This is a genomic window from Bacteroidota bacterium (assembly GCA_038746285.1).
Taxonomy (GTDB): Bacteria; Bacteroidota; Rhodothermia; order Rhodothermales; family JANQRZ01; genus JANQRZ01.
The window spans coordinates 1-16,011 of record JBCDKT010000071.1 but is presented as its reverse complement, the minus strand read 5'-3'; the positions used below and the strand labels follow the sequence as shown (position 1 = coordinate 16,011).

The window sequence follows — 16,011 nt, the reverse complement described above, 5'->3', positions numbered from 1 at the left end:
GTCGGTATAATGGGATCGCGAAGGCTCATTTCGAGCTGTTTTTGAAGGAATGCGAGTGGCGGTTCAACTACGGTCCGGCGAGCAACTTGCTGAAGACGCTACTGGACTGGACCGTTATCTAGGACAGCCCCTTTAGCTTTGCAGTCTATGACGCGCCAAACCACACGTCTTGTCTTGTTCCTTATCTGCTTCTGGACTCTCGTTGCTGGGGGTGGCTGTGGCTTTCTAGCACCTAACCCTTCGGATCTTGATGAATTGCGTGAGCGCTACGGTGACGTAACCCCTGGCACGTTCGTGATAGAGAGGGGCGAAACCAGCTACTCAGGATGCACGAGATATATCCCGCCATCCGCTGACCCGAGCTCGCCAGGAGCTAGGTTCGTGGTTGACGCCCCCGAGAATCCAAGGTCAGGCACGCTCGTCATTCCGGGACTGCCTCAACCCACAGCGGATGATCTTGAGCGTGTAAGGCTGCTCTTCGACGGATGGAGCGGAAGAGAAGGGACCTTCGAGTTGCTACACGCCGACGGCAATTCGGCGTCTGGCGTGTTCTCCTACGAGATGAGGAAGATCGAAGGATTCTTCCCTTTCGAGACGCGGATGGAAGGGGGTTTCCATGTTCGCTTCGATGACCTCCACGATGGGACAGGCTGCTGATATGGATCCCATCGCCGAAGTCATCGAGTCGAGCACGCGGCACGTCGTGGCCGAGGTGCTGCGAGACACTGAGCCGCCGGACTTCGGGGCGTGGGTCGAGGTCGAGGTCGAGGGCGGGACGACGCTGTTTGCGGTCGTGGCGCACGTCGAGACGGGGAGCGTGGAGCCGGGGCGGCAGGCGGTCGCGCTCGGGATGGGCCGCGCCGAGCTTCGCCGCGAGATGCCGCAGGTGCTGGAACTGATCCGCACGACGTTCCGCGCCCAGGTCCTCGCCTACCGGGATAGCCGGGGCACCGTCCGCCAGACCCTCCCGCCGCGCCCCGCCACCCTCCACGACATGGTCCGCGCCTGCGACGACGACGCGGTCTGCTCGCTCGGCGCACCGTTCGACTTCCTCCGCACCCTCGTCCGCCATCCCGAGATGGGCGTCCCGACCGACGACCTCCTCGTCGCCCTCCTGCGGCGGTTGAACAAGGCGTACGGTGCAGGCGACGAAGGCCGCCGCGCCCTCCTCGCCGCCGGCCGCTCCCTCAGCCGCCTCCTCGACGACGACCACGAGCGCCTCCAGTCCATCCTCCGCCGCGTCGCGTAGGGACGTCTGGAACCTCAAGCCGCCTGTCATCCCGGACCCCGATCCGGGATCTTGTGGGACTGGTGCCGACGCTGGGGAGATCCTGAAGCGAGTTCAGGATGACAAGAGCAAAGTCACCACGCAGAGTCTAAAAGATCACCCCGACGCGGGCAGCGGCGATGAAGGCTGTCCGCGTCTCGCCGATCACAATCGCCGGGTCGAGTTCGATGTAGAGCGAGGTCTCGTTCAGCGGCTGCGCCCAGCCGAGGCCGAGGTGGAGCGACGGCCCGCCCTCCTTGTCGCTGCTGCCGAGCGGGAAGTAGCCCCCGAAGCCGCCGATCAGGTAGCGCGCCCAGCGCGGCGAGCGCGGCAGCGTCAGCACGCCTGAGAGCTGGGGGTTGAAGAGGTACGTCGCGTCGTCGCGCCCGCCGAGGAGGAAGCCCGCGAGCCCGGCTCCGACAGCGAACGAGAAGTCGGCGTTGACCGGGAACGAGACCCGGCCGCGGACGCCGAGCCCGAAGCCGTCCTCGACCACCTCGCCGCTGGCGACCGAGAGGAGTGCGTCGAAGCCAACGCCGTAGCGCGGGCTGAGGCCACCCTGGGCGAGCGCGGAAGCAGCGAAGAGGCAAAAGAATAGGGCACAGGATAGAAGACGGGGCATACAAGGAAGAGGGTAGGCGGAGATGGAATGCGGCAGTGACACGTCAGAATGAGAAGCGCTCGGTGGTCGTCATTCGTCGTTCGTCATTCGACAAGGCCGCAGGATGCGCCCCCGAAGTTACTTCCGGCCAGCCCAGGCGTCCTCGCAACCGCAGCGAACCCTGGACCGTAGCTAGACCCTCACCAACCCTCCTGCCCTGATGGAGTTTTTCGAGTTCCTTACTATCTTTTTCGTAGCCTTCATCATGCCCGTCGCCATCGTCAAGTCGGTGCTGGACTACAAGAGGAAGCAGCTGGAACTCGAGCGCGGCGAGGGCGCGGGCCTCAGCGTCGGCGAGTTGAAGCGGATGCTGGGGGACGCGGTGCGCGAGGCGAACGAGCCGCTCGCCAAGCGCGTCGAGGCCCTCGAAGTCGAAGCCTTCGGGGAGGCCCGGTTCTCCGAATACGAGGCGGGCTTCGACCGAGAGGAACTCAACGACCAGATCGACGACCTCGCTGACGAACTGCTCGACGACCGGCCTGCGAGCCGGACGCTGGGCCGCCGTGCCCGAGGCTGAGCGGTGAGGATCGACCGCGACGATGCCTTCTGGCGCAGCCTCGCCGGCCGGCCGTGGCACCGCGCCAAGTGGCACCGCACCGACGGGTCGCCACCGACCGAGCGCTGCGCGGCCTACGGCACGCCGCTCCACCGCGCCGGCACCTACTACCTCCGGCCTGCCTACACCGACGGCGAGGTGTGGCTCTGCCAGCGGGCCTACGAGGAGATGGTCCGCCGCACCGCCGGCCGCCGGCCGAGCCGCCGCTACAGCGAGCCGCCGAAGGACGAGGAATAGGAGGAATGGGAGGAGCGGAGAGAAAAGTCGAGAAGGCTACCGAGACTCTCGCGCTGCGCACCAACGCTCGTTCGCCCCAGTCCTCCCATTCTCCCCACGCCAAAAAATCCCCTCTGGAATGCCGGGTCTCTTCACGGTCGAGGGCCGGCGGGTACCGTACTTTGCCGTGCCTACTCAAGCGCGGACCCCGAGCGGCGGGGCCGCGTTGCTTTTTATCCCCCATCCGCCTGCCGTCATGGACGTTACCATCACCGAGCGCTCGCCCGTCGACTTCGACCTCGACATCCGCGCTACGAAGGAAGAACTGAAGCCGCGCCTGAATAAAGCCCTCAAGGCGCAGCGCAAGCAGATGAACCTCAAGGGCTTCCGGCCGGGCCGCGTTCCGATGTCGCTCGCCAAGAGGATGCACGGCGAGGAGATCGCCGCCAAGATCGCCGAGGAGGTGATCGGCGAGGCGTACCGCGACGAGGTCGCTGACGACCCCGACCGCGACGTGCTCGGCCAGCCGCTGCTCGCCGAACTCGACTTCGGGCTCGACGAAGACCTCCACGCCGTCGTCCGCTTCGGAGTCCGGCCCGCCATCGAGATCGCCGACCTGTCGGGCGTGCAGGTCTCGAAGCTCGTCCGCCCCATCACCGACGAGGACATCGAGGACGAGATCCAGCGCCGCCTCCGCCGCCAGGCCGACCTCGTCCCGACCGAGGAGCCCGCCACCGAAGACGACGTAGTGGTGATCGACATGCAGCGCCTCGACCGGGAGACCGACACGCCGATCATCGGTGAGCGCCAGGAAGGCCAGCAGGTCGAACTCGACGACGAGCGCCTGTATCCCGACATGAAGACCGGCCTCGTTGGCAAGAAGGCGGGCGACACGTTCAAGCTCGACCTCCCGAGCGGCGACGAGACCGACCGCTTCCTCGTCACCATGCAGGAAGTGAAAACGCGTGAGCTGCCCGCCCTCGACGAGGCCTTCATCAAGGAGCAGACGGCCGACAAGGTCGAGACGATCGCGGGCTTCCAGGAGATGATCCGCGGCGAGATGGAGCAGGCGTGGGACCGGATGTCGAGCGAGATGATGCGCGAGGAGATGGTGCGCGGCATCCTGGAGGCGCACGACTTCGCCGTGCCCGAGACGCTCGTCGAGGGCATGCTGAACCAGATGACGGAGGACTACGCCAAGCAGAACGACGACGCGCTCCCGCCCGGCTTCGACCACGCGCACTTCCGCGAGGCTAACCGCGAGACGGCCGAGAACCAGGTGCGATGGATGCTCGTCCGCGACCAACTTGCGGAGGAGGAGAACCTCGAACTCAGTGAGGACGACTTCGAGGCCGAGTTCGAGCGCATGTCGGCCGGCGGCCCGTTCGACGCCGAGACGCTCAAGGGCTTCATCGCCCAGCAGCCGCAGCTCCTCGAAGGCATCCAGCAGCGGATCGGGACCGACAAGCTGTTCCAGGCGCTCGAAGGGCGCTTCGCGGTTGTCGAGAAGACGCAGGACGAGCTGGAAGCGGAGCAAGCGGCGAAGGCGGACGCTGAGGAGGCGTAGCACGTCCGCCGATAGACATCCGTAGAGGCGACCGGCCGGTCGCCCCCACGCTGTCGGTCGCACTCTCCTCGGGCAGGAACCCCGCTCGGCGGCTCCGGTATCTCGGCTCGCCTTTTCACCCCGGCTCACCTCCAGCCCCATCGACCCATGATCAGCGACTTCGTCACCTTCGCCAAAGGCCTCTCGACCCTCCCCGGCGGCATCTACTCCGGCGGCCCCGACGCCGAGCCCGCCAGCGCCCTCGTCCCGATGGTCGTCGAGCAGACGACGCGCGGCGAGCGGTCCTACGACATCTTCAGCCGCCTCCTCAAGGACCGCATCGTCCTCTTCGGTACGCCGGTCAACGACACCACCTCCAACCTCGCGGTCGCGCAGCTCCTCTTCCTCGCCGCCGAGGACCCGGACAAGGACATCAACCTCTACATCAACTGCCCCGGCGGGCAGGTCTACAGCGGCATGGCCGTCTACGACACGATGCAGTACATCAAGCCCGACGTGGCGACGATCTGCGTCGGTCTCGCGGCGTCGATGGGGTCGATCTTCCTCCTCGGCGGGGCGGCGGGCAAGCGCGCGGCGCTCGCCAACAGCCGCATCATGATCCACCAGCCGTCGGGCGGCGGGCAGGGCATGGCGAGCGACATCGAGATCCAGGCCAACGAGATCCTCTACATCAAGAAGCGGCTCAACGAGGTCATCGCGCACCACACCGGCCAGTCCGTCGAGCAGGTCGAGCGCGACACCGACCGCGACAAGTTCATGAGCCCGGCCGAGGCGAAGGAGTACGGCATCATCGACAACGTCCTCGCGACCGGCGGCGGCGAGCCGGACAAGCCCGTCGACGAGCAGGCGTCCGAAGACTAGCAGCGGCCTCGGCCGAGCGTGCAGCGGGCGTGTCTTCCGGGACGCGCCCGCTTCGCATGCAGGCCGGCCTGCAACGAAGGAGGCCTCGGCGCGGGCACCTTCCCGCGGGGTTCGCCGTTGAGCCCCACACTCCCACCACCTCGCTCTATGATCCGTGCGCTTTTTCTCCTCGCGGCCGCCTGCCTCCTCGCCTTGCCTGCTGAGGCGCAGCAGCGCGGCCAGCGCTCCGGCGGTCAACGCCCCGGCGGCACCCTACCCACCGGCGTGGTCACCGGCACGGTCGTCGACCAGGCGAGCCTGGCCGTTCCCACGTCGAGCGTGGCGGTGTGGCGCGTGCCCCGGCCCGGCTCGGGACGCGACACGAGCCTCGTCACGGGGACCATCAGCGAGGCCGACGGGACGTTCCGGATCGAGGGCATCCCGCCCGGCCGGTTCTACGTCGACGTGAGCCACGTCGGCTACCTCTCCACGCGCGTCGAGGACGTGCGGATCAACCAGCGGGCGCGGCTCGTCGAGCTCGGCGAGATCGTGCTCGCGGCCGATGTCGAGCAGCTTGAGGGCGTCCAAGTCGAGGCCGAGCGCGAGCAGGTGTCCGTGCAGATCGACCGGACGGTCTACAACACCGCCGACAGCCCGGCGACCGCCGGCGGCAACGCCACCGACGTCCTGGAGACGATCCCCTCGGTGGACGTGGACATCGACGGCAACATCAGCCTGCGCGGGAGCGGCAACGTCGCCGTGCTCGTCAACGGCAAGCCCGCACCGGTGGCAGCGGAGTTCATCGCGGCCTACCTCCAGAGCCTCCCCGCCGGCAGCGTCGAGCGCGTCGAGGTGATCCCCAACCCGTCGGCGCGCTACGAGCCCGACGGGATGAGCGGGATCATCAACATCGTCCTCCGCCAAGACGTGGACCGGGGCTTCGGCGGCACCGTGCAGGCCGGCGGCGACTCGCGCGGCAGCTACACGGGGACGGTCAATCTGACCTACGGGCGGGGACCGCTCGCGCTCGCCGGCTCGTACGGCTTCCAGCAGGAGCAGGATGTCGGCGGCGGCAGCAGCTTCTCCACCAACCGCTTCGACTCGCCGGTCACGTTTCTGGACCAGGTCGAGGACGAGGACGAGGAGGAGACCTCGCACAGCCTCAGCCTCAACGCCGACCTCGCACTCTCGGCCCGGACCACGCTCTCGGCCGCGACGCAGTTCGGGCTGCGCGACGAGCGCGAGCTCGAGGTCAACGACTTCCTCGAACTCAACGCCGACGAGGACCCGGTGCTCGCCTACGAGCGCCTCGTCGAGGAGGTGGGGAGCCGGCAGAGGGCCGACGCCCGCCTCGGCCTCCGGCACCGCTTCGGCGCGGCTGACGCCGAGACGCCGCACAGCCTCGACGTCGAGGCCCGCTACAACCGCTCTGTCAACGACGACGACGAGACCTTCGACCAGAACCTCCTCAGCGGCGAGCCGACGGGCGACGTCCGCCAGTTTCAGCTCTCGGACCAGGAGCGTGAGCGGGACGAGGCCTCGCTCGAAATCAACTACGTCCGGCCCCTCGCCGGCGGCCGCCTCGAAGCGGGCTACAAGGGCGAGGTCCAGACCCGCTTCGAGTCGCTCTTCGCCGAGACCCGCAACGAGGAGACCGGCGCGTTCGAGCCCGACGCGGGCCTCAACAACACGTTCGACTTCGAGGAGCAGATCCACGCAGCCTACCTCCAGGGGGCCCGCGAGTTCGGTGCCCTCGGCGTGCAGGTAGGCCTCCGCGCCGAGACGGCGCAGACGACGTTCGCGCTTCTCAACACAGGGGAGGACTTCGACAACGACTACACGAGCCTCTTCCCGAGCGCTTTTCTCAGCTACGACCTCAGCGACCGGACGGTGCTCCGGGCCAGCTACAGCCGCCGCATCGAGCGCCCGCGCACGCGCCTCCTCAACCCGTTCCCGAGCCTCGACGACCCGAGCAACCCGCGCATCGGCAACCCGCGCCTGCAGCCGGAATACACCAGCTCGTTCGAGGTCGGGGCCGTCCGCTTCACGCCGTGGGGGTCGCTCACGCTCACGCCGTTCCTCCGCTACACGACCGACGCCGTCCAGCGGATCGCGGTCATCTGCGCCGACCGCCCGACCGGCGCGGCGGCCGCGCTGTGCGGCCCCGGCGTCATTGCCGTCCGCACCGCCGAGAATGTGGCGACGAACACGTCCTACGGCGTCGAACTGATCGGTGCCGTCACCGGTCGCGGCGCGCTCGACGGCCTCCGGGGCTTCGCGAGCGTCGAGGGTTTCCGCTTCGTCAGCGACGGGTCGACCTCGGCCGGCGATTTCGAGAACGACGCCTTCGGGTGGGGCGGCCGCCTCAGCGCGAGCTACGCCCTCGGCGACCGCGTCGGGTGGCGCGGCCTCGACCTCCAGGCCAACGTCCGCTACCGCGCGCCTGTGGAGACGGCCCAGGGACGGCGCGGGGGAAACGTCTTCATGACGTTCGCGGCGCGGACCGCGCTCCTCGGCGACCAGGCTAGCCTCACGGCTCGGCTCAGCGACCCCTTCGGGTTGGCCGGGTTCAACTTCACGATCGACCGGCCCTCGCTCTTTCAGGAGTTCGAGCGCGACTGGAAGGCGCAGCGGCTCAGCCTCGTCTTCCAGTACAACTTCGGCCGCCAGGAGCAGCAGCGCCGAGACCGGGGCGGCGAGCGCGACGACGACTTCGACGACGACGAGATCTAGGTGTGCGGTCCCTGGTTGCGATGGGACTACCGGCGCGGAGAACGCCGCGCCAGCGCACCACAGGTCACAAAAAAGCGCCCACGCCGAAGACCGGCGTAGGCGCTCGTAGGTACCGCGTACGGGATTTGAACCCGTGTTACCGCCGTGAGAGGGCGGCGTCCTAGACCCCTAGACGAACGCGGCGTGTCGGGCTTAGGGGCAGAAGATACTCCTCGAATCGCCCAACCGAGCCCGGTACACCCGTTTTTCACGCCTCGCCGCGCAGCGAGTCCTCGCCGCGCACCATCGCGATGTGCGGGATGCCCGCCTCCTCAAAGACGGGGCCGACCGGCTCGAATCCGAACGCAGCGTACAGCGGCTCCAGGTGGGCTTGGGCGTGCAGCACGAGGGTAGCGAATCCGGCCTGCTGCGCCTCGCGGATGGCCGCTTCCACGATAGCCCGTCCGAGCCCCCGCCCACGCCAGGCGGGAAGCACAGCGAAGCGTTCCAGCTTGGCTGCTGCGCGCCCCCTGTAGGTTACCGGGCGCCACCGGGCCGTGGCAACCGGGGTACCGTCCACCTGCCCGAGCAAGTGGTGACACGTCCGGCCCCGCGCTGCGGCCGCGTCCCAGGCGTCCCACTCTTCGTCCGGCGGGCAGGCCTGTTCTTCGACGAAGACCCGCTGGCGGATGCGCTGCGCCTCCTGCCAGTGGCGGTCTGTCGTGACGGCGAGGACGTCCACGGCTCAGCGCTGGCGGCGGGCGCTACGGGTCAGAAACTCCGCCGTACGCTCCCCGTTGCCCGGCATCACACGCTCCTTCATCGAGTGGAAGCGGCCATTCAGCGCGCCGTCAGGGCAGCCCACGTCGTAGCCGTAGAACTCGCTGGCACCGTCGATAGCGGTTGCCATACGCTCGAGTGCTTCGAACTGCTCGAAGGGGACACTCGGATCACACTCGTGATGATGGGCAACCGTACTCGGGAGGAAGGCTGCAAGCCGCGCCGCCGAGCGCTTCAGCAGTTCCAGGCGGGCCATGTCATGCGAGATCTCGCCCTCGGAGAGTGCCGTCAGGACTTCTTCGAGGAGGTAGGTGGCCCCGCGCCCGATCACGAATCCCTCTAGTGGCTCGTCCGCGAGGTACGACTCGGCGATCTGCCGGACCACCGGCGAGAAAAAGTCGGTAGGGCCGAAGTAGACCGCCGCCGACTGGGCCCGCTCGTCGCGGATCGCCATAAGGAGCGAGACCGCCCCGCCCCGGCTCGCGCCGAGCGTGGCGAAGCCGCGCGTCTCAAGGAGGTCAGGGAACGTTTCCAGCGTCGCGTTCAGGAGGGCGATGGCGTCGTCTACGTCCCGGTCCCACGGGTCCAGTTCGCCTCCTGAGACAAGGTCTCCGATGGGCGTGTTGAAGAGCGGCTCGGACCGGTAGGTGGGCGCGACGATTACACTCCGGCTCCCGACGGCGGTGAGAGGACCGGTAACGAAACGGTCCAGTTGCTTGCTCAGGTCAAGCCCGTTGGAGCCGCCGTGGTGGTACACGACGACCGGCCAACCGCCCTCCGGCGGCTGGCCGGGCGGGAAGCGGACCGCCCCGTAGTGCGTGAAGGGCGCGCCGCCTACCGTGTGCGAGAGGATCACGAGCCGGCTGCCGTCCCCGAAGAAATCGTCGTCGTACTCAACGGCGATGTCCTCTGGGTCGTAGGTGTCGCCGCGGCTCCGGGCCGACCACTCCTGGAGGACCTGCGCGATCTCCGCGTCAGTTGGCGGGGCGAAGAGGCGGTCGAAGTCCACGCCCTGGTGAGGGCGGAGGGTGTCGCTGCCGATGCAGCCGCTGCCCCATAGGATGACGGTTGCGAGCAGGCAGGCAAGGCCGAGGCGAAGATGGGCTGACATGGAGGGAAGAAGTGGGTAGAACACGCAAGCCCCAACGCGCAAACAGGGGACGAGCGCATGCGGTTTCCCCAAAACCTCGTCGCCTGCCTTTCTGGCCTCACCCCTGCGCAGCCCTCAGAGCAGGTCGTCGTCGCGGTCCTCGTAGCTGCTCAGCCGCTCCACTTCGTGCGTGAAGCGCTCCAGCGCGGCGGCGGCACGGCGGCACCGGGCCGGGTCGCCCTCGCAGGCCCCTTCCAGGCCGCCGAGTGCGAGGCGAAGCGCGCCGAGCGCGTCGGCGAAGTCGCGCTCCCGGAGTGTGGCTGCGCGTTGCGGCTGGACGAAAAAGACGGTGGCCATGATGTATGATCGAAGGGTGCGATGCCAGTATCAATAGTGTTTAGGGCATGTCTAAGCTCAGGCAGCTTCTGTCAACTTTTCGAGCCGTTCGGGCGGGGAGGACGCCGCTTTGAAGGAGCGGACCCGTAGCTTCCGGCATCTCTTTCCTGCTTTCGCCCCTCCGACCCTTCCCCCTCTTGACCCACATCGGCCTGATCTACGGAGGCCAGTCCTCCGAGCACGAGGTGTCCGTCCGCTCGGCCCGGAATGTCTTCGCCGCGCTTCGGCCGGAGCGGTACCGCGTGACCCCGGTCCGCATCGACCGGACGGGGCGCTGGCACCTAGAGACGGCGGATAGCGCCGCGCTCCACAGCGCAGCAGGCCAGGCCGCGACGGCTCCGGCGGGCACGGACGGCGTTCTCGCCCTCGCCGCGCTCGACCTGGACGTGGCACTCCCGATGCTCCACGGGCAGAACGGCGAGGACGGCCGGGTGCAGGGGTTTTTGCAGACGCTCGGGATTCCCTACGTCGGGGCCGGGGTGCTGGCCTCGGCGGCGTGCATGGACAAGGAGGTCACGAAGCGGATCCTCCGCGACGCCGGGCTGCCGATCGTGCCCTTCCGCCTGGCCCACCCTGGCGACCGGCCCACCTTCGAGGTCGCTACGGCGGACCTCGGGCCGGTGCTGTTCGTCAAGCCCGCCAACTCCGGCTCGTCGGTCGGCACGGCGCGGGCGGAGGACGAGGCGGGCTACGAGCAAGCCCTCGACGAGGCGTTCGGCTACGACAGGAAGGTGCTCGTCGAGGCCGCGATCGCGGGCCGCGAGATCGAGTGCGCCGTCCTCGGCAACGAGGAGCCCCGCGTGGCCGTCCCCGGCGAGATCGTCTCCACGGCAGCCTTCTACACCTACGACGCGAAATACGAAGACCCCGACGCATCGCGCATGGAGGTCCCGGCCGATCTCCCCGAGGAGGTGGCCGAGCGCGTGCGCGGGCTCGCCGTCGAGGCCTACCGCGCCCTGGGTTGCGAAGGCATGTCCCGCGTCGACTTCTTCCTCACGCCGGGCTACGACGTGTTCGTCAACGAGATCAATACCATCCCTGGCTTCACCGAGCGCAGCATGTTCCCCGTCATGTGGAAGCACAGCGGCCTGCCCATCGAGGACCTCCTCGACACCCTCGTCGACCTCGCCCTCGACCGGCACGAACGCGACGCCCGCTTCAAGACGACTCGCTGACGCGAGACGGACAGAAAGCGGGGAGGGTGGGAAGGAGATCTCCTGACGCGGACCACCATCGCTCGACATTCGCCACTCGACACTCGCAACTCGACATGCCTTACTCCACCGACACCCGCACGCTTGAGCCCGGCGACACCTACGTCGCCATCCGGGGCGAGACGCACGACGGCCACACGTTTGTCCCGCAGGCGATTGAGCGTGGCGCGGCCGGCGTCGTGGCCGAGCGCGACGTGAAGCTACCCGACGGCGTCGAGCTCACCCGCGTCGAGGACTCTGTGGACTGGCTCGTCGGGCAGGCGACGGAGAAGGTGCAACGGCTCGGGCCCGACATCGTCGCCATTACCGGCTCGATGGGGAAAACGACGACGCGGACGGCGGTCGCTGCGGTGCTCGGCGAGACGTTCGAGGTCGTGGCCTCCGAGGGGAACAAGAACACGCCGCTCGGTCTGTCGCTGCTCATCGTCAACCGCGACATCACGCCTGCGACCAAGCTCGTCCTGGAGATGGGGGCCCGCCTCGAAGGCGACCTCCGGGAACTGTGCACGTACTTCCCGCCGGCGGTGTCGGTCGTGACCGTCGTGCGGGGCGTCCACGTCGAGACGCTCGGGAGCATCGAGGGCGTGCAGCGCGAGAAGTCGGAGCTGGTGCGCGCCCTCGGGCCGGGCGGGACGGCGTGCCTCAACGGCGACGACCCGCGCGTGCTCCAGATGGCCGAGGTGAACGCAGGGCGCACCGTCACCTACGGCACCGGCCCGGACTGTGACCTCCGGCCCGACCGTATCACGGCCGAGCTTCCGATTCTCGGCGAGCACGCCGCGCTCACGGCGCTCGCGGCTTTCGGCGTCGGCCTCGCCTTTGGAATGGACGACGCGGCGATCAACCGAGGACTGGCGAAGATCGAACCCGAGAAGGGACGGCTGAACCGGCTGCGCGGACTCGGCGGGAGTACGCTCATCGACGACACCTACAACGCCTCGCCCGACGCCACGCTCGCCGCACTCCGCGTGCTCGAAACGCAGGACGGGACGCGGCGCATCGCGTTCCTCGGCGACATGCTGGAACTCGGCGAGACCGAGGTCGAGGAGCACGCCCGCGTCCTCGCCGCCGCCGTGCGCGCCGCCGACCAGGTCCACGCTGTCGGGAAGATCATGGCGCAGGCTGCGGAGACGCTGCCCGAGGCGCAGCGCGAGCGGGTCACGCTGCACCCGGCCTCGTCCGGCGTGGCCGAGGTGCTCCGCTCCGGCGGCCTCCTCCAGCCGCAGGCCGGCGACGTGCTGCTCGTCAAGGGCTCGCAGGGCACGCGGATGGAGCGCATCTCGGAGGCGCTGCTCCACCCCGACCTCGACCCGGCCGGCGCGCTCCCGCGCCAGTCCGAAAGCTGGAAGCAGATCGCGTGACGGCAGACGGAAACCCGTAGGGGTACAGCGGTGCTACGCCCTGGCCAGCAGACCGCTCGGGCACGGCACCGCCGTGCCCCTTACGCAGACCGGCCCAGCGCGTCATTCGGAATAGACTACCTCGGCGAGCACCTGCCCGACCTGCGCGAGGCTCGTGGGGCTGACGTGCTCCGGCGTGTCGCGCGTGGTGTGCCATGTGTTAGGGAACGGCTGGTGGATCAGGTCGATCACCGGAATGCCAGCGCGGAGGAACGGTACGTGGTCGTCGGTGATGGCCCCGCCCGGCGTGTCGACGAACGCGTCGGCCCCGATCCGCTCGGCGATGGCCCACACGCGGTCGACGAGGCGCGGGGCGTACCGCTGCGAGTAGGCCTCGCGCGGAATACGCAGGTCCGTGTCGCCCACGAGGTCGACGAGGAGGCCGAAGGTCGGGCGGTAGGTCGGGTTGTCGCGCACGAAGGCGGCCGAGCCGATGGCGAAGGGAATGATCGCCGTCGTGTCATCGTCGTAGGTGCCGGAGTCTTCGAGATCGAAGAGAATGAGGTCTACGCCGACATCGGGTGCGTCGGCGGCGAGGAGGCGGGCCATCTCTAGGAGCACCGCCACGCCCGAGCCGCCGTCGTTTGCGCCGAGGACAGGCTCGCGGTGCTTCGCCGGATCGGGGTCGCGGTCGGCGTGGGGGCGGGTGTCCCAGTGGGCGCAGAGCATGATCCGCGTGCCCACGCCGGGGTCGAGGTTGAACGAGGCGACGATGTTAGTGCCCTCGACTCGTGAGTCTTCGACCGTCGTCGAGTCCGGCAGCGTGCTCGTGAACGGTTGCTCGAGCACCCGGTCGGCGAGCGGCGTGAGCGTCTCGACGAGCCACTGCCGCGTCCGGTCGTGGCCCTCGCTGCCCGGTATCCTCGGCCCGAAGGCGACCTGCTGGAGCACGTGGTCGTAGGCCCGGTCGCCGTCGAACGTCGGGACCGTGGTGCTGCGAAGTGACCAGAGGCCGACAGCGAGTGCGGCAAGCAGCGCTGCAAGGCCCGCGAGCACGAGAGGCCGTCGCCACAGAGGCATCGCCGCCGGCTTCGCCTTTCGCTGCGCCACGGTCTAAAACCCGCCGCAGAAGGCGTCCACCGCGTCGTCGTCGGCGAGGATGCCCTCGGCGAGGCTGAAGTACTGGAGCGTGCCCAGGTCGCCGCCGAGCACCGCAGGCTCTGGCGCGTAGGCAAGCTCCTCGGCGAGCGCCCGTGCCTCGTCGAGATAGTGAGCGTAGCGCGCCGCGCGCTCGGCAGGCGTCGGCGGCGCGGGCGGCGCGCTCCGGCCGAGGGCCGCCGCCACGGAGAGCGGGGCCGGCTCCGCCCGGCCGTCCCGGTGCGCCCACGTCCCGGAGTTCAGGTGGAAGCGGTAGAGCGGGAGGAACCGCGCCCCGTGCTCGGCCACGAAGCGGACCGCGTCGATGAGGTAGTCGGCCTCGGCGTCGTCCATCGTGTAGTGGAAGCCGACGCGGCACCAGCCGGGCTTGACGCCGTGGACGCCGTCGCGCGAGAGCGCCAGGAGCTGCCGCGCCCGGTCGAGGCGGATGCCGAGGAGCCGGTGGGCGTACGGCCCGGCGCACGAGCACCCGGCGCGGCTCTGGATGCCGAAGAGGTCGTCGAGGAGCGTCGTCACGAAGCGCGGGTGGAGGTACTGCTCGTCGGCGCTCCGCAGGTTGAACGAGACGATCCCGACGCGCGCCTCGGGGTCGGCCGGACCGAGGATCTCGACGGCCTCGCCCCACCGCTCGAACGCCCGGTGGAGCAACTCCTGCTCGCGGTGCTCGATGGCCTCGACGCCGACGGTCTCCTTGATCTGCATCGCCAGCGCGGCGCGGAGCGTCTGCAGGATACCCGGCGTCCCGGCCTTCTCGCGGGACTCGACGTCGGTGATGAACTCGTGCCCCTCGGTGTTGACGTAGACGACCGTCCCGCCGCCGCCGACGCTCGGGGCCAGGTCTTTCGGGTAGACCCGCTCGTTGAAGACGAGCACGCCGCACGACCCCGGCCCGCCGAGAAACTTGTGCGGGGAGATGAACACCGCGTCGAGCGCCGCCTCTGGGTCGCCCTCGGGGTTCATGTCGATCTCGACGTAGGGCGCGCTCGCGGCGAAGTCGAAGCAGGCGAGCGCTTCGTGGCGGTGGAGGAGCCGCGCCACCTCGTGGACCGGCGTCTTGATGCCCGTCACGTTCGAGGCCGCCGAGAACGACCCGATCCGCTGCCGGCCGTGCCAGCGCGGGTCCTGCAGGAGCGTTTCGAGGTGGGCCAGGTCGAGCCGGCCTTCGTCGTCGAGGTCGACTTCGATCACCGTCGCGAGGCCTTCGCGCCATGTGACCTCGTTCGAGTGGTGCTCGTACGGCCCGACGAACACGACCGGCTGCCGCTCCCGGAGGAGATGCCCGAAGGCCTCGGCGTCGCCCCGGGCGTGGTCCCGCCACAGCCCGAAGAGCGCGTGCCGCGTCGCCGGCGGAAGGGCTACCCCGAGGAGCTGCTGAAACTTGTCGATGGCCCCCGTCGAGCCCGTCCCGCAGGCGATCAGCCGCCCGTCCGGTCCGGCGTTGACGGCCTGCTTGATGAGGTCCTCGGCTTCGTGGAGGAGCCGTGTCGTGGCCCGCCCCGTCGTGCTGTCCTCGGTGTGGCTGTTGGCGTAGAGCCGGGCGAGGTCCGAGAGGTAGGCGTCGACGAACCGCAGGCTCCGGCCTGAGGCCGTGAAGTCGGCGTAGACGAGCAGCCGCTCGCCGAACGGCGTCTCGACCGGCGTGTCCACGCCGACGGTCTCGGCGCGGAGCGTGGCAAAATCGAGTGCGGGCAAGGTCATGGCATCACGGTCTGTTTCGACACAAGATAGAGGCCTTCTGCGCTCAGGCAGCCACGGCTACAGAAACTCCACACGGTTCTGCCTCTCGTCAGGCGCGTACAACTCGGAGACGAGAGCCAAGCCGCGCATGATCGTGCCGACAGGCGTTCCTTGCCTAGCGTGAGCGATGCCCGCGCGCTCTGCGCCCGACGCGTGCAGGCGCAGGACGTCGTTGTCCTGCGTGAGGAGCATGTGACCTCGCCCATGGTCGAAGGCAAGCGGCTCATCGTCGGCGGCCCCGAGCATGGCTGCTCCGTAGGTCGTCGTCACCTCGATGCCCCGCCGCCGCAAGCCTTCGGCTACAGCGTTGGAGCTGTGCTCATCGGCGTAGAACTTATACCACCTCTGAGGATTGTTGCCTCACTCTCATGTCATGCCCGCGCAGGCGGGCATCCATCAGGCGGCGGCGCTTCACGTAGGGGGGTGCATGGGTCCCCGCCTACGCGGGGACGACCTCGTGTAGGTGAGACACTATCC

At 68.8% G+C, this 16,011-nt stretch carries 16 protein-coding genes, 1 tRNA gene and 1 pseudogene; 10 read left to right on the top strand and 8 right to left on the bottom strand.

The genetic code is table 11. The annotated features are described in order from the left end of the window. From AAGI91_16215 to AAGI91_16205, 3 genes are all read left to right on the top strand, one after another. Positions 1-122: IS1595 family transposase (locus AAGI91_16215; GenBank protein MEM1044154.1), on the top strand; the 122-nt coding region annotated here is incomplete at its 5' end. Positions 123-174: 52 nt separating this feature from the next. Further along, positions 175-657, top strand: a complete 483-nt coding sequence (locus AAGI91_16210) for a hypothetical protein (protein ID MEM1044153.1) — start codon at positions 175-177, stop codon at positions 655-657. A 1-nt stretch (position 658) separates the two neighbouring features. Further along, positions 659-1,249, top strand: a complete 591-nt coding sequence (locus AAGI91_16205) for a hypothetical protein (GenBank protein MEM1044152.1) — start codon at positions 659-661, stop codon at positions 1,247-1,249. Positions 1,250-1,376: 127 nt separating this feature from the next. Here the strand turns inward: AAGI91_16205 and AAGI91_16200 are convergent, their stop codons facing one another. Beyond that, positions 1,377-1,889 carry a hypothetical protein gene (locus AAGI91_16200; GenBank protein ID MEM1044151.1) on the bottom strand — a complete coding sequence of 171 codons (513 nt, stop codon included), beginning with the start codon at positions 1,887-1,889 and terminating at the stop codon, positions 1,377-1,379. A gap of 244 nt (positions 1,890-2,133) precedes the next feature. Between AAGI91_16200 and AAGI91_16195 the strand changes: the two genes are divergently transcribed. The 5 genes from AAGI91_16195 to AAGI91_16175 all read left to right on the top strand — a co-directional run bounded on the left by AAGI91_16195 (position 2,134) and on the right by AAGI91_16175 (position 7,840). Continuing rightward, positions 2,134-2,445, top strand: coding sequence for a hypothetical protein (locus AAGI91_16195; GenBank protein MEM1044150.1), 312 nt, complete (start codon positions 2,134-2,136; stop codon positions 2,443-2,445). Positions 2,446-2,448: 3 nt separating this feature from the next. Continuing rightward, positions 2,449-2,721: a hypothetical protein gene (locus AAGI91_16190; protein MEM1044149.1), complete on the top strand. Its 273-nt coding sequence runs from the start codon at positions 2,449-2,451 to the stop codon at positions 2,719-2,721. A gap of 235 nt (positions 2,722-2,956) precedes the next feature. Beyond that, positions 2,957-4,267, top strand: coding sequence for a trigger factor (gene tig / locus AAGI91_16185; GenBank protein ID MEM1044148.1), 1,311 nt, complete (start codon positions 2,957-2,959; stop codon positions 4,265-4,267). Between the two features lie 147 nt (positions 4,268-4,414). Beyond that, positions 4,415-5,128 carry an ATP-dependent Clp endopeptidase proteolytic subunit ClpP gene (gene clpP / locus AAGI91_16180; protein ID MEM1044147.1) on the top strand — a complete coding sequence of 238 codons (714 nt, stop codon included), beginning with the start codon at positions 4,415-4,417 and terminating at the stop codon, positions 5,126-5,128. Between the two features lie 147 nt (positions 5,129-5,275). Next, a complete protein-coding gene (locus AAGI91_16175; protein MEM1044146.1) occupies positions 5,276-7,840 on the top strand; it encodes a TonB-dependent receptor in 2,565 nt (854 codons plus the stop codon). Between the two features lie 110 nt (positions 7,841-7,950). On the opposite strand, the gene AAGI91_16170 is transcribed toward AAGI91_16175, so the two are convergent. The 4 genes from AAGI91_16170 to AAGI91_16155 form a co-directional block, all read right to left on the bottom strand. After that, positions 7,951-8,023 (bottom strand) — tRNA-Glu (locus tag AAGI91_16170). Between the two features lie 64 nt (positions 8,024-8,087). Beyond that, the gene (locus tag AAGI91_16165) at positions 8,088-8,561 is read right to left on the bottom strand and encodes a GNAT family N-acetyltransferase (protein MEM1044145.1); all 474 of its coding nucleotides are present in this window, start codon (positions 8,559-8,561) and stop codon (positions 8,088-8,090) included. 3 nt (positions 8,562-8,564) lie between these two features. Beyond that, positions 8,565-9,710, bottom strand: a complete 1,146-nt coding sequence (locus tag AAGI91_16160; protein MEM1044144.1) for a hypothetical protein — start codon at positions 9,708-9,710, stop codon at positions 8,565-8,567. 114 nt (positions 9,711-9,824) lie between these two features. Then, positions 9,825-10,046: a hypothetical protein gene (locus tag AAGI91_16155; protein ID MEM1044143.1), complete on the bottom strand. Its 222-nt coding sequence runs from the start codon at positions 10,044-10,046 to the stop codon at positions 9,825-9,827. 176 nt (positions 10,047-10,222) lie between these two features. On the opposite strand from AAGI91_16155, the gene AAGI91_16150 reads away from it, so the two are divergent. Together AAGI91_16150 and murF are read left to right on the top strand one after the other, a co-directional pair. Next, the gene (locus AAGI91_16150) at positions 10,223-11,260 is read left to right on the top strand and encodes a D-alanine--D-alanine ligase family protein (GenBank protein MEM1044142.1); all 1,038 of its coding nucleotides are present in this window, start codon (positions 10,223-10,225) and stop codon (positions 11,258-11,260) included. Positions 11,261-11,355: 95 nt separating this feature from the next. After that, positions 11,356-12,660 carry a UDP-N-acetylmuramoyl-tripeptide--D-alanyl-D-alanine ligase gene (gene murF, locus AAGI91_16145; GenBank protein MEM1044141.1) on the top strand — a complete coding sequence of 435 codons (1,305 nt, stop codon included), beginning with the start codon at positions 11,356-11,358 and terminating at the stop codon, positions 12,658-12,660. Positions 12,661-12,762: 102 nt separating this feature from the next. Here the strand turns inward: murF and AAGI91_16140 are convergent, their stop codons facing one another. The 3 genes and pseudogenes from AAGI91_16140 to AAGI91_16130 all read right to left on the bottom strand — a co-directional run bounded on the left by AAGI91_16140 (position 12,763) and on the right by AAGI91_16130 (position 15,858). Further along, positions 12,763-13,695, bottom strand: a complete 933-nt coding sequence (locus tag AAGI91_16140; GenBank protein MEM1044140.1) for a M28 family peptidase — start codon at positions 13,693-13,695, stop codon at positions 12,763-12,765. A gap of 57 nt (positions 13,696-13,752) precedes the next feature. Continuing rightward, positions 13,753-15,495 carry an aminotransferase class V-fold PLP-dependent enzyme gene (locus tag AAGI91_16135; protein MEM1044139.1) on the bottom strand — a complete coding sequence of 581 codons (1,743 nt, stop codon included), beginning with the start codon at positions 15,493-15,495 and terminating at the stop codon, positions 13,753-13,755. A 57-nt stretch (positions 15,496-15,552) separates the two neighbouring features. Continuing rightward, a pseudogene (locus tag AAGI91_16130) lies at positions 15,553-15,858 on the bottom strand (DUF5615 family PIN-like protein). Between the last annotated feature and the right edge of the window lie 153 nt (positions 15,859-16,011).